The sequence below is a fragment of the Tenacibaculum sp. 190524A02b genome, from assembly GCF_964036645.1.
GTDB lineage: Bacteria > Bacteroidota > Bacteroidia > Flavobacteriales > Flavobacteriaceae > Polaribacter > Polaribacter vairaonense.
The window spans coordinates 268,673-292,133 of sequence record NZ_OZ038525.1; the positions used below are offsets into that span (position 1 = coordinate 268,673).

At 31.9% G+C, this 23,461-nt stretch carries 14 protein-coding genes; 5 read left to right on the forward strand and 9 right to left on the reverse strand.

Features of this window, described 5'->3' with window-relative positions:
- The first annotated feature begins 21 nt into the window (after window positions 1-21).
- A complete protein-coding gene (locus ABNT65_RS01105; protein ID WP_348746930.1) occupies window positions 22-2,190 on the forward strand; it encodes an alkaline phosphatase D family protein in 2,169 nt (722 codons plus the stop codon).
- Window positions 2,191-2,226: 36 nt separating this feature from the next.
- On the opposite strand, the gene ABNT65_RS01110 is transcribed toward ABNT65_RS01105, so the two are convergent.
- A complete protein-coding gene (locus ABNT65_RS01110) occupies window positions 2,227-3,117 on the reverse strand; it encodes a LysR family transcriptional regulator (protein WP_348705799.1) in 891 nt (296 codons plus the stop codon).
- Between the two features lie 78 nt (window positions 3,118-3,195).
- On the opposite strand from ABNT65_RS01110, the gene hutH reads away from it, so the two are divergent.
- From hutH to ABNT65_RS01125, 3 genes are all read left to right on the forward strand, one after another.
- Window positions 3,196-4,686, forward strand: coding sequence for a histidine ammonia-lyase (gene hutH / locus ABNT65_RS01115; protein WP_348736958.1), 1,491 nt, complete (start codon window positions 3,196-3,198; stop codon window positions 4,684-4,686).
- 12 nt (window positions 4,687-4,698) lie between these two features.
- The gene (locus ABNT65_RS01120) at window positions 4,699-6,693 is read left to right on the forward strand and encodes a urocanate hydratase (RefSeq protein ID WP_348746931.1); all 1,995 of its coding nucleotides are present in this window, start codon (window positions 4,699-4,701) and stop codon (window positions 6,691-6,693) included.
- Window positions 6,694-6,762: 69 nt separating this feature from the next.
- Entirely contained in the window at window positions 6,763-7,293 is a 531-nt protein-coding gene (locus tag ABNT65_RS01125) for a DUF4136 domain-containing protein (RefSeq protein WP_348705803.1), read from the forward strand.
- Between the two features lie 78 nt (window positions 7,294-7,371).
- Here ABNT65_RS01125 and ABNT65_RS01130 read toward each other — a convergent pair whose 3' ends face one another.
- The 5 genes from ABNT65_RS01130 to ABNT65_RS01150 form a co-directional block, all read right to left on the reverse strand.
- On the reverse strand, window positions 7,372-7,596 hold the full coding sequence (locus ABNT65_RS01130; RefSeq protein ID WP_348705805.1) for a hypothetical protein: 225 nt from the start codon (window positions 7,594-7,596) through the stop codon (window positions 7,372-7,374).
- A gap of 189 nt (window positions 7,597-7,785) precedes the next feature.
- Window positions 7,786-7,962 carry a hypothetical protein gene (locus tag ABNT65_RS01135; protein WP_348705807.1) on the reverse strand — a complete coding sequence of 59 codons (177 nt, stop codon included), beginning with the start codon at window positions 7,960-7,962 and terminating at the stop codon, window positions 7,786-7,788.
- Between the two features lie 31 nt (window positions 7,963-7,993).
- Window positions 7,994-10,921, reverse strand: a complete 2,928-nt coding sequence (locus ABNT65_RS01140) for a lamin tail domain-containing protein (protein ID WP_348746932.1) — start codon at window positions 10,919-10,921, stop codon at window positions 7,994-7,996.
- A 120-nt stretch (window positions 10,922-11,041) separates the two neighbouring features.
- Window positions 11,042-11,650: a response regulator transcription factor gene (locus ABNT65_RS01145; protein WP_348746933.1), complete on the reverse strand. Its 609-nt coding sequence runs from the start codon at window positions 11,648-11,650 to the stop codon at window positions 11,042-11,044.
- A gap of 73 nt (window positions 11,651-11,723) precedes the next feature.
- Window positions 11,724-14,600 (reverse strand): ATP-binding protein, encoded by a 2,877-nt coding sequence (locus tag ABNT65_RS01150; protein ID WP_348746934.1) that lies wholly within the window; start codon window positions 14,598-14,600, stop codon window positions 11,724-11,726.
- Window positions 14,601-14,756: 156 nt separating this feature from the next.
- On the opposite strand from ABNT65_RS01150, the gene ABNT65_RS01155 reads away from it, so the two are divergent.
- Complete coding sequence (locus tag ABNT65_RS01155; protein WP_348746935.1) at window positions 14,757-17,471, forward strand: T9SS type A sorting domain-containing protein; 2,715 nt, start codon at window positions 14,757-14,759, stop codon at window positions 17,469-17,471.
- A gap of 229 nt (window positions 17,472-17,700) precedes the next feature.
- Here the strand turns inward: ABNT65_RS01155 and ABNT65_RS01160 are convergent, their stop codons facing one another.
- The 3 genes from ABNT65_RS01160 to ABNT65_RS01170 form a co-directional block, all read right to left on the reverse strand.
- Window positions 17,701-17,868, reverse strand: coding sequence for a hypothetical protein (locus ABNT65_RS01160; RefSeq protein ID WP_348705816.1), 168 nt, complete (start codon window positions 17,866-17,868; stop codon window positions 17,701-17,703).
- Between the two features lie 31 nt (window positions 17,869-17,899).
- On the reverse strand, window positions 17,900-22,489 hold the full coding sequence (locus tag ABNT65_RS01165) for a T9SS type A sorting domain-containing protein (RefSeq protein WP_348705818.1): 4,590 nt from the start codon (window positions 22,487-22,489) through the stop codon (window positions 17,900-17,902).
- A gap of 168 nt (window positions 22,490-22,657) precedes the next feature.
- Entirely contained in the window at window positions 22,658-23,326 is a 669-nt protein-coding gene (locus tag ABNT65_RS01170) for a phage tail protein (protein ID WP_348705820.1), read from the reverse strand.
- Window positions 23,327-23,461 lie beyond the last annotated feature (135 nt).

The following is a 23,461-nucleotide window of genomic DNA, read 5'->3' on the forward strand; positions in this document are numbered from 1 at the left end:
AACAAACCCCCAATTTTTATTATGAAACAATTAAAGCAAACTATCCTTTGCTTGGCTTTTGGTGCGTTGAGTTTACTGTCAACTCATGCACAAAATCAAGGAACTTTAACAAAAATAAGTAGAGCAAATAGTAATAGCATTGAAAATTTTTTTGATAGTTCACTAGCACCATTTTACCATGGTGTAGCCTCAGGAGATCCCTTAAAAGATGCTGTAATTATCTGGACTCGTGTAACTACCAATCAAGCAGCAGCCAATGTAAATTGGAAAGTAGCAACAAATCCAAACATGAGCGGTGTGGTGAGTCAAGGAAATACGATAACCAATGAGCTGAGAGATTATACGGTAAAGGTTGATGTTCGAAACTTATCTCCTAACACCACCTATTATTTTCAGTTTGAAGCGTTAGGTAAAAAGTCTACTATAGGAAAAACAAGAACAGCACCAACAGGAAATGTAGAGAATGTTCGTTTTGGAATTGTATCTTGTTCAAACTACCAAAGTGGATACTTTAATGCGTATGATGAATTAGCAAATAGAACAGATATTGATGCGATAATTCATTTAGGTGACTATATTTATGAATATGCGAGTGGAGGATATGGATATAGTGATAAACTAGGAAGAGGACATTTACCCAAAGGAGAAATCATAACATTAAATGATTACCGTGTTAGGTATTCTTATTACAGGTTAGACCCTATGTTACGTAAATTACACCAACAACATCCTTTTATTTTAATCTGGGATGATCATGAATTTGCCAATGATGCGAATAAATATGGTGCTCAAAATCATTCACCTTCTTCAGAGGGAAGTTGGGAAGTAAGAAAAAACAATGCCTATAAAGCGTATTTTGAATGGCAACCTGTGAGAGCTAATTCGATAGAAGAATATAGACTGTATAGAGACTTTTCGTATGGTAATTTAGCAGATTTATTGATGTTAGATACTAGAATTGTTGGTAGAGGAGAAAGTGTTGCTGCTTCTCAAAAATTCTCGGGGATTTCTGAAAAAGAGCTAAAAGCTAAGGTAAAAACAATGATTGCTTCTCGTAAGTTAAATACACCTAAAGAAATTAAAGAAACTTTAGCAGAATTAATGCCTTATTTTATTGAAACGAGTGTGTTAACAATATCTGAAAAAGAATATCTGTTAAACACATTTACAGAAGTTACGTATAATTACAAGACAAAAGGTAAGAGAGCAACGAGTAACAAAAAAGATTTAGAGAAGTTGGAAGCTTTATTAAATAAATCAGTAAGAACTCAGGTGTTAGCTAAACAAGAACAAGAGAGAGGTGCAACATATAAATCTATTTTGGGTAAACCACAGTTTGATTGGTTATTAAATAAATTGTCAAGTTCAGAGGCAACATGGAAAATTTTAGGAAATCAAGTAATGATGATGCGATATGCTGGCGTACCTACAAGTGATGCTTGGGATGGATATTCAGAAGAAAGAGCTAGAATTCATGACTTTGTATTAAATAATAACATAGATAATTTAGTGGTTTTAACAGGAGACATACACAGTACTTTTGCAGGAGATATTATTCACAATAAAAAGTGTGTAGCTTCTGAGTTTGTAGTGCCAAGTGTTACTTCACAAAACTTAGATGTTGTAGGAAGTTTTGCTGCAGGTATTGCTGAGTTTTATACTAAAACTTTAAACAGACATATGAAAGAAGTGGATTTAGATGTTCATGGTTATTATGTGTTAGATGTAAAAGAAGAAAGAGTTCAGGCTGATTGGTATTATATGCATGGTATTAAAGCACCACAAGCAGGTCAGTTCTATAAAAAAGGGTTTTACGTAAATAGAGGAACTTGTGGAATAAAAAGCACTTCAAGACCAGCGCAAAAGTTAGCAACAACAATTTATGGTGATGCACCAGAAGATGTAAAAAATTCGTTAGAAAATTTAGAGAATTTTGTATTGTTAGGGATGTATCCAAACCCAATGAGTAATGAAGGAAATTTACATTACTTATTACAAACACCTTCAAAAGTTTCTGTTATTATTTATGATGTTAAAGGACAAAAAGTACGAGATTTATTATCAAAAGGCAATCATGATTCAGGTATTTATAACTTAAACTTTAATGTAAAATCATTAGCTAAAGGAAATTATTTAGTCAAGATAGAAGCTAATAATCAAATAGTAACAAAACATTTAGTAATAAAGTAACTATCTAGTTTTATAAACTTATTTAAAAAGCACTCCCTAGGAGTGTTTTTTTATGGTATTTATTAAAGAGGCCAATATTGGACTTTGATTGTTTTTATTCCATACAGCAGATAAAGTGGTACGTTGTGAAACTTTGTTTAATTCAATAAATTTAACAGCTAGATCATATCCATTTTGTAAAGATTTAGGTACAATTGATAAACCGAAGTTGTTTTCGACTAATTTATAGATAGAAGCGGCATGAATCGTATTATGAGAAATGATAGGAGAAAAACCACTTTCATCAAAAATCTGCATTATTTTTTCATAATAAGAAGGACTATACGAAGGATCAAAAGAAATAAAAGGTTCGTCTTTGAGTTGATGTAAACTTTTGAAGTTAGTAGTGTCTATAGGATGATTTTTAGGAAGTACTAAACAAAAAGGTTCTTTTAATATGGGCTTTATAGCAATACCTCTTGGAACTCTATCTAGTCTAACAAAACCGACATCAATATCATTGGATAATAGATTTTCAATTTGCTTTTGATTATCCATTTCTTTCAAACCAAAAGTTACATTTGGAAATTCTTTTTTAAAATCTACCAGTACCTTAGGTATAATATTTTGCATAGCTGAACCTACATAGCCAAATTTTAATTCTCCTAGTTTACCATCTTGTAATAGCTTTGCATAGGTTAAAGCATGTTCAAGGTTTTTTAAGTTTTGTGTAATTTCTTTCTTTAAATATTCTCCAGCAGGAGTTAAAGCTACCTTTCTATTATGTCTTACAAATAGATCAATACCTAAATCATCTTCCATTTGTTTAATTTGTCTGCTCAAACCAGGTTGAGAAATAAATAACTGTTCAGCAGCCTTTCTAAAATGCAATACCTCGGCTACAGCCAAGAAATATTTAAGATGTCGTAATTCTAATTGATTACTCATGGTTATTAATATATGATAAAGATGGTATTGTTAGTTATCAAAAGTACAAATAACTTTGTAATACTAAAAAAGTACAGAATGTTTAAATACGGTATAGATAGACTTACAGTAGACCAAGTAATTTTAATAGCAAAAGGCGAATTAAAAGCGGGGATTACTTCTGAAGCAAAAGATAAAATACAAGCATGTAGAAATAAAGTTGAAATAATGGCCAATTCAGATAAGGCTGTTTATGGAGTTAATACAGGCTTTGGTCCTTTGTGCGACGTGCAAATTACACCAGAAGAAACGAGTAAACTTCAAGAGAATTTATTGATAACGCATGCAGTTGGTGTAGGAAACCCCATAGATAAAATGATCTCTAAAATCATGATGATTTGTAAAGTACATGCACTTTGTCAAGGATTTTCAGGAGTACGTTTAGAGTTAATAGAACGCATTCTTTATTTTATTGAAAATGATTTATTACCTATAGTTCCTGAGCAAGGTTCTGTTGGTGCATCAGGAGATTTAGCACCGCTATCACATTTATTTTTACCATTATTAGGAGAAGGAGAATTTTGGAAGGGAACAGAGATAGTAAAAGCAGAAGAAGTTTTAAAACAACATAATTTAAGCTCATTACAACTAGAAGCCAAAGAAGGTTTAGGGTTAATAAATGGAACACAATTTATTTTAGCACATGCTATAGTTGGTTTAAAAAAGATGGAATACTTACTAGATTTAGCTGATGTTGCTGGAGCTATGAGTTTAGAAGGTTTTCAAGGAAGCGCTTCACCATTTAAAGAAGCTTTACACACAATTCGCCCATTTAAAGGAAATTTAAAAGTAGCGGAACGTATGCGTATGTTATTGGAAAATTCTCAAAATGTAGAGAATCATTTTGAATGTGAGCGCGTACAAGATCCATATTCAATACGTTGTATGCCACAAGTTCATGGAGCTTCTAGAAATGCCTATGCGCATTTAAAAGAACTAGCAGAAATAGAAATGAATTCGGTAACGGATAATCCTATTGTATTAAGTGAAACGGAAGCTATTTCAGGAGGGAATTTTCACGGACAACCTTTAGCTATGGCACTAGACTATGCTTCTATAGCAGCTTCTGAATTAGGAAATATTTCTGACAGACGTTCTTATTTATTATTAGAGGGTAAATATGGTTTACCAAGATTGTTAACTACTGCTGGCGGTTTGAATTCAGGATACATGATTCCTCAATACACAACAGCAGCTTTGGTTACCGAAAATAAATCATTATGTTTTCCTCCTTCTGCAGATAGTGTACCTACTTCATTGGGGCAAGAAGACCATGTTTCGATGGGAAGTATCTCTAGTAGAAAGTTTAATCAAATATTAGGAAATTTAGAAAAAATATTTGCTATAGAAGTAATGTATGCAGCACAAGCAATGGAGTTTAGAAGGCCGAATACTTTTTCTAAAATTATAGAAAAGAACTTTAGTTTAGTTCGATCAAAAGTTGCTAAATTAGAGGAAGATAGAGTTTTAAAAGACGATATCAATGCATTAGTAATTATGGTTAAGAATCAAGAATTTATAGTTCGTTAAAAAGGGATTATTATGACATTTAAACAACAAATAAAACAAGGAATTCCATCTGTATTGCCTCCAAAAAAAGAATACGATAAAACTATAAATCACGCACCTAAGCGTAAAGAAATTTTATCAGAAGAAGAGAAAAAATTAGCATTAAAAAATGCCTTACGCTATTTTGATAAGCAACATCATGAGGAGTTGATACCTGAATTTGCAGAAGAGTTGGAGAAATACGGACGTATTTATATGTACAGATTTCGTCCTGATTATAAAATGTATGCTAGAGATATTAAAGAATATCCAGGTAAATCATCACAAGCAAAAGCTATTATGCTAATGATTCAGAATAATCTGGATTATGCAGTAGCACAACATCCTCATGAATTAATTACCTATGGTGGTAATGGCGCTGTTTTTCAAAACTGGGCACAATACTTATTAACCATGCAGTATTTGTCTAAAATGACAGATAAGCAAACATTGGTAATGTATTCAGGACATCCAATGGGATTATTTCCTTCACATAAAGATGCACCAAGAGTGGTAGTAACTAACGGAATGATGATTCCTAATTATTCACAACCTGACGATTGGGAAAAATTTAATGCTTTAGGAGTTACTCAATATGGACAAATGACAGCTGGAAGTTATATGTATATTGGGCCACAAGGAATTGTGCACGGAACTACCATTACTGTATTAAATGGGTTTAGAAAAATAAAAAAATCACCAAAAGGAGGTTTATTTGTTACTGCTGGATTAGGAGGAATGAGTGGCGCACAACCAAAAGCTGGAAATATAGCAGGATGTATTACAGTTTGTGCTGAGGTAAATCCTAAAATTACACAAGTTCGTTTAGACCAAGGTTGGATAGATGAAAAAATTACTGATTTAGATACTTTAGTAGCTCGTGTTAAATTAGCACAAGAAAATAAAGAAACCGTTTCATTAGCGTATTTAGGAAATGTAGTTGAGGTTTGGGAGAAGTTTGCAAAAAATGATATTCATATTGATCTAGGGTCAGATCAAACGTCATTACATAATCCATGGGCTGGAGGATATTATCCCGTAGGTACTTCATTTGAGGATGCTAATACAATGATGGCTGAAAATCCAGTGCTTTTTAAAGAAAAAGTACAAGAGTCTTTACGACGTCATGCAGCTGCTGTAAATAAACATACAGAAAAAGGAACCTACTTTTTTGATTATGGAAATGCCTTTTTACTAGAAGCGAGTAGAGCAGGAGCGGATGTAATGAACCCTAATCCAACTTTAGGAAGAGAATTCAAATACCCAAGCTATGTACAGGACATTATGGGGCCAATGTGTTTTGATTATGGTTTTGGCCCTTTTAGATGGGTTTGTACCTCTGGAAATCCAGAAGATTTAGCTAAAACTGATGCAATAGCTTGTAAAGTCTTAGAAAAAATAATGAAGAAATCGCCAGAAGAGATTCAGCAACAAATGGCAGATAACATTCAATGGATAAAAGGAGCTCAGGAAAATAAATTAGTAGTTGGTTCACAAGCAAGAATTTTATATGCAGATGCAGAAGGAAGGATAGAAATAGCCAAAGCGTTTAATAAAGCGATTAAAAAAGGAAAAATTGGGCCAGTAGTTTTAGGCCGTGATCATCATGATGTTTCAGGAACTGACTCTCCTTATAGAGAAACATCAAATATTTATGATGGGTCTCGTTATACGGCAGATATGGCTATTCATAATGTTATAGGAGATAGTTTTAGAGGCGCAACTTGGGTGTCAATTCACAATGGAGGAGGCGTAGGCTGGGGAGAAGTTATTAATGGTGGATTTGGCATGCTTCTTGATGGTTCTAAGGCAGCATCACGTCGCTTAGAATCAATGCTTTTTTGGGATGTAAATAACGGAATAGCAAGACGAAGTTGGGCTAGAAATGAGGAAGCTGTTTTTGCTATTAAAAGAGCTATGGAATCTGAAAAGAAACTACAGGTAACACTTCCTAATTTTGTAGATGATGCGTTATTAGAAAATGTATAACAGTTTCAAGATTTAGAGTTTTAACTTATGTTTAAAAACCTAAAGTTTGAAACTCTAAATCTTGTATTAATGAAAAATTCTAAATTACTTTTACTTCCGGTTCTACTACTTTTAGTAATGTCATGCAGCTCAATTAGAGTAGCTAATGATTATGATACACAAGCTGACTTTAGTAAGTATAAAACGTTTGCTTTTTATAAAACAGGAATAGATAAAGCACCTATTTCTGACTTAGACAAAAAACGTATTATGAGAGCTATTGAAGCCGAGCTGATTGCTAAAGGAATGAAAAAGTCTTCTTCACCTGATATTTTAGTAAGCTTATTTACAAAGTCAAGAGAACGAATTAATATCAATGATAATAATTTTGGAGGATTTTGGTATCCATGGTATTATGGACCAAACCCAGTAACAGTATCTCAATATACAGAAGGAACTTTATTTATTGATTTGTTAGAAGCTGATAAAAAAGAATTAGTTTGGCAAGGTATTGGTACTGGAGCATTACGAATGACTAATGTTGAACGTAAGGAAGCTAGAATTAAAGAATTCGTAAATAAAATTATGGCTCAGTACCCGCCTGATAGCCAAAGAAGATAATGTGTTAATTTTTATTTATATATAAGGGAAAAGAGGAGTCTAAATTATTTTAGGTTTCTCTTTTTATTTTATACAAGATTAGTTCTCATTAACCCAGTCTATTAAGTCGTTAATACACTTAAAGGTAAGGTTTGTGTTATAATCAATAGAGTCTATTTGTAATAAAGAATATTTGTCTGGTAATAAAGCTATAAAACTACCTTTTGTGGGATGCACAAAAGAATAATGGATTCCATTTAAAAGTTTATCATAACTCAAATATTTAAAGTTGAAATCTTTTTTAAGGATAAAGTCAGTAATCATACCACAACTATTTTTGTTTTTCTGATACTAAAGTTAGGATGGATTATATTAATTAAAGGCTACGGAAAGTTTAATTATATAGTAAGTATCGATGAGATACAAAAAGAGTACGTTGATACAAAACCAATAAAAAAGAAGCTGAATATTTTACACTCAGCTTCTAGTTTTATATATTATAATTGTATTGATTTATTCAAAACCTCCTCCTGGATCTTCAGGACTTGTACTTTGAGCTTGTGCTTTTTTAGGATCTAACAATAAATAAGTACCTAAAGCTGTTAAGGCAGTATATTTACCATAATCACCAATCTTTTTTAAAGCTTCTTTACGAGATATATCGGTTTTGTTTTGTTCTTGTTTTTTCATGGGAATATAATTTAAGAGTTGTATTTACTATTTATTCAAAAATTATTTTTTTACTAGTTTTACCTACTTCAGAAGTAATTTCAACTAAATATACACCAGTTGACGCTCTAGGTAAAGAAATGGTTGTGTTATTACCATTAGTTTTAATTGAGCTAATAGATTTACCTACTATAGAATAAACATGTATATTGTTAACTTTTGAAGATAAACCAGTAACCGTCAATTCATTTTTAGAAGACTGATAAATACGGATATTCTCTAAAGAATTCTCAAAAGAATCAACCCCTAGTTTTTGAGAGGTAGTGTGGATATAAAATTGGTCAGTAGTTGATCCATTAACAACTACCTTATAATTTTCCTTAGACAAGTTAGTAAATACATTATTTAATCTATCTTCTAAATAAACTTCTATAGTATTAGGTAGATTAGTTGTTGTTATAGAAAAAGTGATTTCTTTTCCTGCTTCTGAAGTTATACCAACAGGAACAACCATGTTTTCATAATTATTATTAGGTAATGATTGAATAGCTAACTTTTTAATTTCGTTATTTGGATTAGATAATAACTGAGTATATATATTGAAGTTCTCAGAAACACCATCAAATACACTACTATCATATCCATTATCAAACGTAGTAGTAGTGTTATTTATGTAAAATAAATCAGTAGACTTTTTTACATTATTACTCTCTACAAATAATTCAATGTTTGTTTTAGGTTCTTCTCTCATAAAAGTATCAGTACCTTGATGAGAAAGCATTGAAGGATTTAAAAATACATTGTTATTAATAGCAGCTTTTACAAAGAATCCTTGTGCTGGTGCTATCTCAATAGGATTGGCTAAGTTTCTAGTAATGTATTGTGTACCATCCCATAACCAAACCGTTTGTTCACTAAATGTAGGTGCATTACTAATACTGTTTAAGAAAGCAGTAGAGTTAACATACGCAGTAAAAGAATTTCCAATTAAGTTAAAACTAGTTCTGTCTCCTGTAGTTAAGCCAATTGTGATTGGGTCTTTATTAAAGTCTCCACTAAATTTTACAGTGCCAGCAGCGTCTAGTTTGATAATCATACCAGTTCCTTCATTAATTGTACCTGTTGATGTACTAGTTTGGTATGTCCATGCATTAGCACCACTATTATTATAAAACCCTAAACCAACATTAGACCCAGAACCTGTAGCTAAACTATGGTTCGAAATAATATCTTCTACAGTTTCATTAATAACAGGAGAAGCAATTAAATGCCAGTTTGTAGTTAAGCTTCTGTTGTAAGTAATTGTTCCATTTACAAAAGAACTAGTTATTAACGATGCTCCTTCTTCAAAAGTTATACTATTAGTAATAATAAAACTTGAAGCAGTAGGGTAATTAGTTACTGTATTAGGAATTAATACATCACTAGAGAAAGAAGGATTTGTATCATTTAGCCAGTTATTGCTATTAGCCCAATCATTACTAGTTGTACCAGTCCAAGTAGCACCACTAGCTCTTTTAGGAGATCCTCCATCTTTAATACTACCTTGCCAATTAGAGCTAGTAGAAGAGTTGTTATTATTAACGTTTATAAGCTCGTAAGAATCGCCATTTCCATCGGTTGAACTTACGTGTCCATCATCATAAAAAACAGTATCTATAGTAGTTCCACTATCATTTTTAAGTGTTATAGTACCAGATGAATTAGTTAAATTATTCGTATTGTCAGTGTCTTTAACAGCATCATTTGTTACGCCTAAATCATTAAAATCAGGAGGGAAAGGTGCATCATTATTGAAAGTACCATCTCCATTACTACCAAGAGCAATGGTAATATATTGGCCATTGTTAATTACTGCTGAAGGAAATGTAAAAGTACCACCGCTATATTCAATAGTCCAGTTTGTTAAAGTAATAGTTCCTCCACTGTTATTTGTAATTTCAATCCATTCATCATCAGTACCACCTGAAGTGGGCGTATTATACATAATTTCAGAAAACATTACCTCAGGAAGGTCGTCATCTTGAATAGTTACTGTATGTGTATCAGTTGTTATATTAGCTGTTCCAGAGGTTACAGCAATATCTAATATTACAGTTTCGTTATCCATATCAGCATCATCATTAATATCTAATGAAATATTTTGTGTTCCATTACCTGTAAAAGTTAAAGAGGTAGTGTTTAAAGTGTAATCACCGCTTTCAGCTGTGCTACTAGCATTCACAGAAACACTAATAGTAACATCAGCTGTATAATTAGATAAAGTTACAGGTATTGAAGTATTAAAGTTTGTGTCAGTTTCATTTTCGGTACTAGAAGAAGTATCAAAATTAATAGCTTGATCAGAAGAAAGCGAAAATAAAGTGGTATCAAAAGTTTGTGAGCTTCCAGAGGTAGTCCAATTAGCACTATCGTAAATTAAAGAAAGATAACTAGCTTGATTTCCTCCCGTTCTAGCACCAGTATATATACCATTATCTCCACCAAAATAAACAGCATTTGTACCAAGTGTAAGACCAGTTCCTGTTAATGTACCAGCGTCACCACTATCTTCTCCTGCAAATCCTAAAATTGTTGGAGTACCATTGTAAAGATTGTCAGCAGTTTGATAAATATACATACCATCGCCTGAATTCCCTAAAACAAGAGACCCAGTAATGTTGGTGATTGTACCTCCATCAGTAGAACTGTCTGAGTTAAAAGAAATAGTAACAGTAGTTCCTGCATTTATAGCAGTAGTAGTCCATTGAACGAATCCTTCTCCAGAATTAAAACTTGTTCCTCCCCATTCTTCATCAGTAAAAAAAACGGTTTCATTTGCAGGTATATCTTTTAAAGCTACAAGTAATACTTCTTCATTATCTACACCTACTCCAATAATAGCTATATCCCCTGAGCTTAATGTCTGTGCATTTAAAAAAATAAATGAGTTAAGGAGCATTAGAAGGCTAAATATCCTTAAAAAATAGTTTTGTTTCATAATTTGCTTAATTTAAAGTGCTAGCAAATTACAAAAAATAAGTAGTTTCAATAACGGTAAGTTAAAAGTTTACAAAATCTTAAAGAAAAATAATTTTAATTAACTGTTTAATTACTTATCTTATTTTTTATAAAAAAGCTCAATTGCCTCAGCCTTATTTTTTACATGTAGCTTTTCGTAAATGTTTCTAATATGGTATTTAATAGTATTTACACTTAAATGAAGTTTGTGTCCAATAGAAGCATAACTCTTCCCTTCAGAAAGTAATGTTAAAACTCGATTTTCTCTACTAGTAAGCTCTTTAAATTTCTTTTCTTGAAAAGATTCTACAACCATTCTGGCTATATTAATACTCATGGGAGCACCACCGTTTTTTATTTGGTAGAGAGCTTGTACTAATTCTTTAGTACCACTAGTTTTGGTTAAATATCCTACAGCACCAGCACATAAAGCTTCAAAAACATATTTTGAATTTTCATGTACAGTAACCACTATAATTGAAACATTAGAAAGTTTTGATTGTATATGACGTATACCTTCAATACCATTCATACCAGGTAAGGTAATATCGATAATAATATACTTAGGCTTTAAATAGCATATTTCCTTTAATGCATCTTCACAGCTAGTATAAGTCCCAATAACCTTAAAGTCATTAGAATTGTTAATTATCTTTTTATATGATTCAAGGATTATATTGTAATCCTCTATAATAATTACACTATCCAATTTTTTCGGGGGCTTAATATTTAAAGCAAATATCAAGAAAACTGTTTTATTTTTATATTGAAAAATAAAGTTTTTATGTTAAAGTTCCAATAAACTCAATTATTGTTCCTTTTGAGTTGTTAAAGGTTAATTCACCATTTATTTGTGCAGCTCTTTTTTTCATATTTAACAATCCGTTTTTTCTTTTAACGTTTTCAACGTTAAAACCAATACCATTATCTTGTAGTTTAATAATAAGTTTGTTATTCTCTGTAGCAAAAAATAATATAACTTTATTCGCCTTTGAATGCTTAAAACTATTTGTCATAGCTTCTTTAAATAAAAGTAAAAGTTGTCTGTTCCAATAACTAGGCAGTTTTATGTTAGTTACACACTTATTTTGAGTTAAGAATATAATTTCTTTTTTTTGAAACAATTCTTCACCAAAATCAGTTAAATAAAAAATCAGTTCCTTTAAATGATCACTGCTAGAATCAATTGACCAAACAAAATCTTTAACACCAAAAAATAAATCTTTAGAATCTTTATGAATTTGTGAAGCTAATTTTTTGGCAGGAGAGTGCTTAATACCGTCATCATTTATTATCAAATCAGATAAAAGGCTAATACCCGCTATTTTATTTCCTAATTCATCGTGAAAATCTCTAGCCATATTATCTCTTACTGTTTTTAATTCATTCTCAACAGTAGTTAGTTTCGTAATGGCACTTTTTAGTTTTAAATTTCTTCTTTTTACTTTTCTAATTTGTTGAAGAGAAAAAAAGCTAATACTAATAACTCCAACAATGGATAATAAAATAATAAGCCAGGTTTTTTTATACCATTTTTTTTGTATTTTGAAACTATAAATTTTGGAGTAGTTCCAATTACTTTTAGCGTTTTTTATTCTAAATTGAAGTTGATAATTGGCAGGTGTATAATTTTGAATATTAATTTCTTTTGCGTTTAAGTTAGTCCATTCATTATTGGAGTTGAATTTATATTGAGTATTAATAGGAAGTTCAGAATAGTCAGTATGTGTGATTGAAAAGACATTTTTTTCAAAATTTATAGATAAACTAGGTGGAGGTAGAGGTTTAAATTCAGAAGAGTTGTCTATTTGGATAATACCTTTATTACCCGCTATCCAAATTTGGTTGTTATGGTCTTCAATAATAGAAGAGGTAAATGAAGATGGGAAGGCTTTGGATTTTTGAAAGTTGTAAAAATTATTGTTTTTAAACATAGAAAATCCGGTTTGTGTAGCTAACCACAGATCATTTCTATGGTCTATAAAAATAGCATTAATTTTAGAGGAAGCTAAACCATTATTTTCATTGTAAAGTTTAGGGGTATTTGTGTTGAGGTTTATTTTAAGTAAGCCACTTTTTAGTATAATCCAAGCAATATTTTTTGAATACAGAATTTTTTTAATATACGTTTCATTAGTGATATATTGGTTAGTTATGGTTTTCTGATATTCAAGTGTTTTTTTTGAAAAAACATGAAGACCATTTGAAGTAGCAGTCCATATTTCGTTATTTATTACTGCTAAATCATTAATAATGAATAATGAATTATTAGTTTTATTTTTTTGATGTAAAATTTTTTCTACATTAATTTCAATACCACTATTATGTAAGATATTATAATTAAATTTAATGGTATCTTTTTTTAAGTTTTTAATATAAAAAGGACTTGGATAAAAATTGTAATTTAAAAGCTTACTTTTAATATTATTAATTGTATCTGTTGGGATATTAAAATTATTAAAATAGCGTTGTTTAAATTTTGATTCATGATAAATATTATGAATAGAAGCTGTTTTCCTAGAGTTAGGGTGATATGCAAGAATAGATTTATGTTTCAAAAAGAAGAGCGTACTATCTTTTCCAAGTGCAATGTCTAAAATATTTTTAGCTTTAAATATATTTTCTTTAATAAAGTTGTTTTTATACGATAACTTAAATAAACCATTAGCATTGGTGGTAACCCAAATGTTTTTATCCTTATCAATTAATAAATCACAGACTAAAAAAGAAGTTTTTATTTGTTGAGTAAAGTTAGTCCATTTTTTACTTTTTAAGTCATGGATATAAATAATATGACTATCAGATGTAATATCATTTACAACGAATATTTCAAAAAAAGTAGATTTAGCATATCCAAATATATTACTGAAGTTACATGTTGTTTTTTTTATGACTTTTTTATGATTGAATACATAAAAATTATTTTTTACCGAAGCATAGAAAAGAGAATCGTTATAACTACCAAAACAATCGATGTGCTTATCCTTAAAAAAAGGAAATACTAAGTTTAATAAATGTTTTTTAGAATGATATTTATAAATACCTTTTAATTTTCCATTGAAATTTCCTTGAAAAAAATACAGATTATTATTAATGAGTTTACTTTCGCTGTAGTTGTATACAGAATTAGGCGTTTTTTTTAAACTAGCGGAATTATCTTTTTTAATATTAATTACAAAGTGTTTTTTACTAAAATTAAGTCCATTTTCTTTCTCGTATTTATAATATACATGTCCTCTAGAAGTAGCAATTATATTATTATCCATAGCATACACATTATCAATAGGAGTATATAAATCTCCTTTAATATTAGGAATCAAAACAGAGTCTTTAGTTAAAAAGTGTAGACCTCCTTTCCAAGTAGCTATTGCTAAAGTGTCTTTTTTGTATTTTGCTATATCTATAACATAGTTTGATTTCAACCCGCTAGACATATTAAAAACTTTAAATTCTTTCCCATTAAATTTAGCTAACCCATCATCAGTTCCTATCCACAAAAAACCTAATTCATCTTGATACATTAGAAATGTAAAATCGTGAGGCAATCCATCTTTTGTGGTGTAGTGCTTATACGTTACCTGTGCACCACTGTAAAAACTAAATGTAAAAGCTATAAAAACTATAGCTCTTTGAATAATAACTGATAAATAGGTTATCATCTATTTTTTTCGAGCTAAAGTAATCATAATATAATTTTTATAACTACCCATTTTGGGTGGGATGTTACTTTGATAGCAAACTTACTTTTGCCATAATAATTTAAATTAATGTTTTACAAAAAAGAAATGGAAACAATTAAACAAAACAACAATCAAATGAAAAAACAACTACATTTTTTCTTTAAAAAAGAGAAAAACAAAACAAGAATGGCTATGAGATTTAAAATGCTGTTATTAGCATTATTTTTAGCATTTAACGCATCTGGACAAGAAATAACTATAGCACCAGAAGATACCACCTATTATTGTAATTCTACTATAACTCTTATAGCGCCATATGATGCTAACCATAATTTTCAATGGACAGTAATTAGTGGGGCTGCAAAATTAAAGGAAGTAGGAAGTGATGTAGACGGAACAGGAGTTTTAAATGTTAATGGAAATAACAAAGTAGCTGTAACAGTTAGTGGAGAGGCTACCGTAGGAGTAACTTGTACAGATGCAAGTTGTAACCCTCCTCAATTATTTAAGATTGATTTAAAACCAAGTGTGGGAGGTTTAAACCCAAAAATAACTGTAAGTGAAGGAGGAGTTAATCAACCAAATGGAATTCAAACGGAGAACCCTTGGATTTGTTTAGGAGGAAAACCTACGGATCCGTATCAAGTAGTAACAGTAAAAAATAAAACACCTTTTGGTATTTTTTGGTCAATTACAGGAGGAGCTAAAAAAGTAACCGATACCTATGAAAAAGTAGGTGAAGATTATGTTGCTATTGTAACTATAGAAAGTGATGGAACTCCAAATAAAGGTTTCATCAGAGCTTTTATGTCAGATCAATGTGGAAATTTTAACTGCGGAGGATCAGGAACAGGAATCAACTGGGAAATTCTAAAAAATATAGTTCCAGAGGTAATTAATGGGGTTACTTGTTTAAGAGATAATAATTTAGATAGCTCAAAATCTACAGTATATAGCGTACCAGATGCAATTGCTGGAAATGCTGTTTTTAAATGGGATTTACTAGATGATGAAGGAGGTTTAGTAGATGCTAATCACCCTGACTATTCAAAATTTGGGATAGAATCAACAGTAATTTATGGAAACTCAGCTACAGTTACTTATAAAAATGGTTTTAAGCCAAGTGAAGTTGGGAATTTTAAAATTAGAGTAACAAACTTAGGTTGTAAAGATTCTTATGGAGAAGTAGCTTATGAAAGAGAGATAACTGTAAGCCCTGAAACACCAAAGGTAATGCAAGAAACTTACTGTGCTGAAGCCATTGTGGAGGCAAGAGAAACATTAGCTATTAGTGATGCAGATCCTGATTTAGATTATACTTGGTCTATACAAGGAGATGTTGATTGGGAAGTGATTAAAGAAGGAAATGGGAGTAGTGTAGATGTAAAATTCAATGATATAAAAAGTGGAGTATTAGTAGTAAAAGCTGCTAATAAAAATGAAGTAGGGTGTGAAAGCTCAGGAACAATTGTGTACATAAATAGAACTGGAGGAGAAGTTGTTGTATCTGGACCTACTTGTATTCAAAGAGGAACAAAAGAGGCATTTTCTTTTACAGCAAGTCCATTTGGACAATTTAAATGGGAGGTTACACCAGCCTTACCAAGTAATTGGAGTATTGTAAATAATGGGAATATATTAACCATTACTCCTCCTGAAAATGGAGTAAACGTAACAGGTAATTATATTGTAAAGGCATCTTTACAAGGATGTGAAGATGACGATACAGCATCTTTTAATTTTGAATTTGGATCAGAAAAACCAATAATAGTTGGAGAAACTTGTGTGGTGGCAGGAACAGATAATGAATATGAAATAGTATCAGAAGGAGCGAGTGTTGCAGATATAAAAATTACTATGGCAGATGGAAATATTACTACTAAACGTATTAGTTTACCGGGGCTTATTAATGTAACAGCACCTAACGAAGATTTTAAAATAGAGACAATTACATATTCAGCATCAAATTGTGCTTCTTTATCTAGTGAATCAATCATTAAAGTAAAACCAACAGCTGTAATAACAAGAGGAAATCAGGTATGTGGCGATAATCCAGAAATAACTTTTACAGCTAGTACATCTGGTATAGTAACTTCTTATGTATGGAAGTTTCCATCATCTTGGACAAGAGTAAGAGGTGGAGGTATTACAAATAATTCTATAACTGTAAAGCTAAATGGAGGAGCAGGAGAAATAAGTGTAGTTCCAACAAATAAAGGTTGTTCAGGAGATAAAGCGGCATTAGATGTAATAGGGAATCCGTTAGATGTTGAATATGGTAAAATAGAAAATTCAAGTTTTATTAACACTTTTGTACTTGAAACAAGAAAAGTATTAGATGTAAATATAAGATTTCATACTGATGAACCTACTAACTGTTCAGCAGGAGGTATAGAAATGTATTCAGGAGAAACTATTATTCAAGGAGATAAGATAAAGGTTGAAATACCATATATTGTACGTAACCAAGATAGGTGGTTTACATTTTCTGTAAAAGATCCAGAAACAGGTTGTGAGAAATGTTATCCTCCTGTAAGGGTTGGAAGTTTATCAACAATAGGATCAGGTGAAAATTCTGGAAGAAATGAAAACATGAAAAATGCAAAAATTAATAAGAGTTTTAAATTATTTCCAAATCCTGTTAAAGATAAATTAAGTATAGAGGTACCTAATACCGATAAAATATTAAATTTAATGATGTTTGATATAAATGGTAAGTTAATATTACAAAAAAGAAAATTATCTGATAAAGAGGTATTGGATGTTTCAAACTATTCAAAAGGTATATATTATTTATATATGCAGACTTTAAAAAGTGGCTTAGGAATGAAGAAGGTTATTTTAGAATAAATTTCCCTTTTTAGTAGGTAAACTACTATAAATATAGCAAGGCTGTCATTTTTGATAGCCTTGTTTTTATTATAAGAGAGTCTATAATAATTATAGTTGTTAAATTTTTATGATTTTATAAATAAAACTTATTTGTTAATAGGTACTAGGTTAGAAGTGTGTTTTCTTATGTACAAGAAGTAAAAAAAGCCCCCATAGGAGGCTTAATATTTATATAACTATCAGATGTTTATTCAAATCCACCACCTGGATTATCTGGTGTGCTTTGTGCTTGTGCTTTTTTAGGATTTAATAATAAATAAGTTCCCAGTGCGGTTAAAGCAGTATATTTACCGTAATTACCAATCTTTTTGATGGCTTCTTTACGAGTTATTTCGTTTTTAGTTTGTTTCTTCATAAGGATAATTGTTAAAGGTATTTTGGTTTAACTAATCTATAATGATTTTTTTACTTACGTCACCTTGCGGGGTATTTAGTTTAGCTAAATACACACCAGATGATAACTTAGGTAACTTTATATTAGTATTACCATTACTAGAAAACTCTTTACTAAACATTTCTTGACCAATAATAGAATAAATACTTAAAGAAGCTTTATTACTATATAAGCCGTTAATGGTAATTGTTTTATTTGAAGATTTGTATAGGTTAATTGAGTTTAAAATAGCATCAGTATTACTTAAACTTTGATTGGTTGTGTGTAAGTAAAATTGTCCACTATTATTAGTACTCTCACTTAATGTTATAGTATAATTTTCACTAGAAAGATTAATAAAAGTATTAATGTTTCTATCTTCTAAATATACTTCAATACCAGTAGGTAAGTTTAGACTATTAATAGAGAAAGTAATCTCTTCTCCGGCTTCAGCAATAATACCAACAGGCACCACCATTGTTTCATAATTAACATTAGGTAATGTTTGTATGGCTAATTTTTTACCTTCATTATTGGTAACTAATTCAGTATATACAGCAAAGTTTTGTGAAACGCCCCCAAACATTTTAGAGTCATACCCGTTATCCCAACCTGTAGTTTTATCAGCTACATAAAAAACTTTTGTCGATTTTTTATTAGAATTACTTTCTATAAATAATTCAAAGTTAGGAATAGGTGTTTCTTTCATAAAAGTATCAGAGCCTTGGTGACTTTGGTTAGCTGTAGAGAACATAATATTACCAGAACCATTAGCCTCAACAAAGAAACCTTGTGAAGGAGCAAGTTCAATTGGACTCACATTGTTATAAGTAACATATTGTGTTCCGTCCCATAACCAAACAGTTTCTTCACTAAGTAATCCTGTATTAGCTGCTGCAAAAGTACTTGAGTTTACATAAGAGGTAAATGGATTACCTATTAAATTAAAGTTGTTTCTAGTTCCTGTATTTATAGGGAAACTTACATTAGAAGTATTTAATGTTCCAGTAATAGATACATCACCTGCTGCAGCTAATTTCATAGAAACACCAGCACCAGAAACAAGAGGTCCCGTAGAAGAATTTGTAGCATAGCTCCATGGGGTAGCTCCATTATTTGTATACCCGCCAATACCAATATTACTACCTGATCCAGTAGCAAAGGTATGATTAGCAATAACATCTTGTTGTGTTTCTCCAGATACAGGTGCTGAAACTAAATACCAGTTTGTGGTTGGTAAGTTTCTTGTATATGTTGTTGTACCAGTAACAGCAGCATTTGCAATTAAAGAAGCGCCAGAGGCTATGTTTATTGAATTAACTGTTACTGATGAAGAAATAGTAGGGTAATTGGTTAAGCTATTAGGAATTGTAACTTCAGAATTTGCCACTGGAATGCTATTAGGATTCCAGTTCGAAGCTGTATTCCAGTCATTACTTGTAGTTCCCGTCCAAGTAATAGCTACTGTTTCTTTAGTTTCCGTATCAGTAGCCGCTGCTCCAGTATTTCCATTCACATCCGTAAGAGTGACACTAAGAGTAATCGTTCCATCAGCTAAACTACTGATATCAATTGCAGTAATTTGATCGGTAGCAGTCGAGATAGTACCTGATCCTGTAACCGAACCTGGCGCTCCGCTTGAAGTAAAAGTATAATTATAAGTTGCTCCAACTTCAGCACCAGCAAAAGAGAAACTAACCGCATCATCATTCGCAGCATTAATAGGAGATTGATCTATAGTTACAGAATATCCTGTTGGAGCTACTGTTTCTTTAGTTTCCGTATCAGTAGCCGCTGCTCCAGTATTTCCATTCACATCCGTAAGAGTCACACTAAGAGTAATCGTTCCATCCGCTAAACCACTGATATCAATTGCTGTAATTTGATCGGTAGCAGTCGAGATAGTACCTGATCCTGTAACAGAACCTGGCGCTCCGCTTGAAGTAAAAGTATAATTATAAGTTGCTCCAACTTCAGCACCAGCAAAAGAGAAACTAACGGCATCATCATTCGCAGCATTAATAGGAGATTGATCTATAGTTACAGAATATCCTGTTGGAGCTACTGTTTCTTTAGTTTCCGTATCAGTAGCTGCAGTTCCAGTATTTCCATTCACATCCGTAAGAGTTACACTAAGAGTAATCGTTCCATCCGCTAAACCACTGATATCAATTGCAGTAATTTGATCGGTAGCAGTCGAGATAGTACCTGATCCTGTAACAGAACCTGGCGCTCCGCTTGAAGTAAAAGTATAATTATAAGTTGCTCCAACTTCAGCACTAGCAAAAGAGAAACTAACGGCATCATCATTCGCAGCATTAATAGGAGATTGATCTATAGTTACAGAATATCCTGTTGGAGCTACTGTTTCTTTAGTTTTCGTATCAGTAGCTGCCGCTCCAGTATTTCCATTCACATCCGTAAGCGTAACACTAAGAGTAATCGTTCCATCAGCTAAACCACTTATATCAATTGATGTAATTTGATCTGTAGCAGTTGCAATAGTACCAGATCCTGTAACAGAACCTGGTGCTCCGCTTGAAGTAAAAGCATAATTATAACTTGCACCAACTTCAGCACCAGCAAAAGTGAAACTTACCGCATCATCATTAGCAGCATTAATAGGAGATTGATCTATAACTACAGAATATCCAGTTGGAGCTACTGTTTCCTTAGTTTCCGTATCAGTAGCTGCAGTTCCAGTATTTCCATTTACATCCGTAAGAGTAACACTAAGAGTAATGGTTCCATCAGCTAAACCACTGATATCAATTGCAGTAATTTGATCTGTAGCAGTTGCAATAGTACCTGATCCTGTAACAGAACCCGGCGCTCCGCTTGAAGTAAAAGTATAATTATAAGTTGCTCCAACTTCAGCACCAGCAAAAGAGAAACTAACAGCATCATCATTCGCAGCATTAATAGGAGATTGATCGATAACTACAGAATATCCTGTTGGGGCAATAGCATCTACTAATACACTAGTGGTGCTGCCTACACCATTTAAGGTAAGATTAGCATTAACACCACTACCATTCTGTAAAGTGCCATTGTTTGGGTCCAAGGTGCCTACTACAATACCATCAGTATCTAAATCACCAGTTTGAACGGTATATCTAAAAGTTAAAGCTGTAGTTCCAGTACCACTTTGGTAGGTTGCTTGTCGTGTTGAGACCCCTATGTTAATTGCTAATTGAGGAACTCCTCCACCAGTATTAACAGTAATGTTTTCATTAAAATTAATAATAAAATTTAGATCTTCATTGGCAACATAAGTGTCATTTGAAGGCACATTTACGCTAGTAACGTCTGGTGTTGAAGTTACAGAAACAGTTCTTGTATCATTTGCAGAAGCAGTATTGGAATCCGTAGCTGTAATTGTAATGGTTCTATTAGATGTAATTGGATTGGCAGATATGTTTCTGTAACGTAAAGATTGCAATACTTCTTGTACATTGGCATTAGTAGCATCACTGTCAAAAGTAATGGTAAGTGCAGTGCCATTTGTAACGCTTCCTCCACTTGTACTTAAATCACCAATATCTACTCCGTTAGAAAAAATATTAGTACCACTAATAGTAATTGCAGTACCATCTCCATCTATATCCGAAATACTTAACACATCAGCAGCTTCATTGTTCGCTGTAATTTGAACAACCAATGTTCCACCATTCCAGTCTGCATCTCCGTCAGGATCATTTACAGTTCCAGCTGCATCTATTTGAACAGCAGCAGTCCCTTCTACATAAGCAAGTGTTGAGTTGTCAATAGAAATAGTAGGCGGGGTATTTCCTCCAGTTAAATAAGCACATCCAGGCGCAGGGTAATTTATAGTAGAAGTAGTATTGGTAAAATTACCAATTGTAAACAAAGAAGCGCGTAAATTTGAAACTGTTGAGATATCACCCAAAGCACAATTGTATTGAAAATTGTCATCAGTATTGCCAGTTTGCATTGCCGTATTTGCACCTATAGACAATCCTAAAGGAATACCAGAACTAGTACTAGTAGAAGCATTATTGGTAAACCCAGCTCCTCCTATATAAATAGCAGCTATGTATGTTGTAGGAGTTCCTACTGTTCCTGTATAAGCGATTAAAGAATCTCCAGAACTGGACATAGAAAAGGATCCTGTTTCTGAGGTTGTTCCAGTTTCAATCCCTCCTACAGTTGAGGTACCAGTAGTGTTAGCATTTTTAGGTAAAAGTATAGAAACTTCAGTTCCAGAAGGTAAGTTTCCTGTATAGGTCCATGTAATAGTACCTTCAGATCCAAATAATGTATTAGAAACGTCATTAAAGCCTTGATCGGTAAAATGAATTTCTGTAGTTCCTGAAATATCTGTTAATAAAACAAAACTAAATTCATCATCACCATCAGTATTAAATGATGAAAAACCAATATCTCCGACCCCTAAAGAGGTTAGAACCTTGGCTTCATGCTTTTTTGAAGTTCTTGAATTTTGTTGTTTAATAGGTTGTTTGTCTTTACTAAAATTACAGCTTGATTTTTTTTTACTGTTTATTGTTTCTGGATAAGAAAATGAATATTGTGACGAAAAAATAAGTAAAAAAAAGAAAGCCCAAAAGGTAGTTTTCTTCATGATAGTTTGATTTTAATAATGAAAAATAGAGTTTGTTCAGTTGCTATGAATTGAAGGGATTATGGCATTTGGTTTTAATAGTTGATTAGTATGAGTTTGATTTAAAGATAATTAAAAAATAATAAAAAGACAGGTAGCACCTGTCTTTTTTAATTAGATTAAGTTTTTCTATTGTCTAGAAGGAAATATACCTTGTAGTGCTATGATATAATTAATAGGTAAATAAGGTTGCATATTACTAAAAGAAGTATTAGAACCAGTATTATATGCACTAATTGTTCCTCCTAAAGGAGCTCTAAATGGAGCTAAATGAGTATCAGCAGGATCTGTTGAATTGTAATTTTTGATTTCTCCACCAGCAGAATCTTCACCAGTTGCAAGTACAGAATTCATTGCTGGTGCAGCTACATCAGCAGCATCAGCTAAAGCTGGAATAGCTACTACAGAGTAAGCATTAGAAGCATTAATAATGTGAGTGTGTGAAGGTAGGTTATTTTGAGTAAGAACTGTAGTTGGAGCACCTCCTTTTTGCGCTTGTCTATAATCAGGTAAGCCCGGACCACTTCTAGGGCCTATAGCAACCCTACCACGTAAATCAGGTAAAGCAAAAGTTGTTCTACCATCACCTCCGTACATTGTTCCTAAAATAGAGAATAATGCAGAATTCGAAGCAATAGGTAATAATTGACCGTCACAAAAAGCCCAACCTCTAGGAGGAAAATTTCCTGCAAATATTTTAATTTCACCTAGCATTGGTTCCTGTGCATTTGTGTGGGTAGTGTTTAAAAAGAAAACAGCCACAAATAATAATCCGATAATTTTTTTTGTAGAATTCATAAAAGTAAAGTTTTAGTTATAAGTTAATTAAAAATATAATCCTTTACAACAAATTTATCTTTTGTATAGGCTAAAACTCTACTAAAGGTAATAAGAGTGTTATTTTAAGTAATAAGTGTAGTGTAAATAGTTATA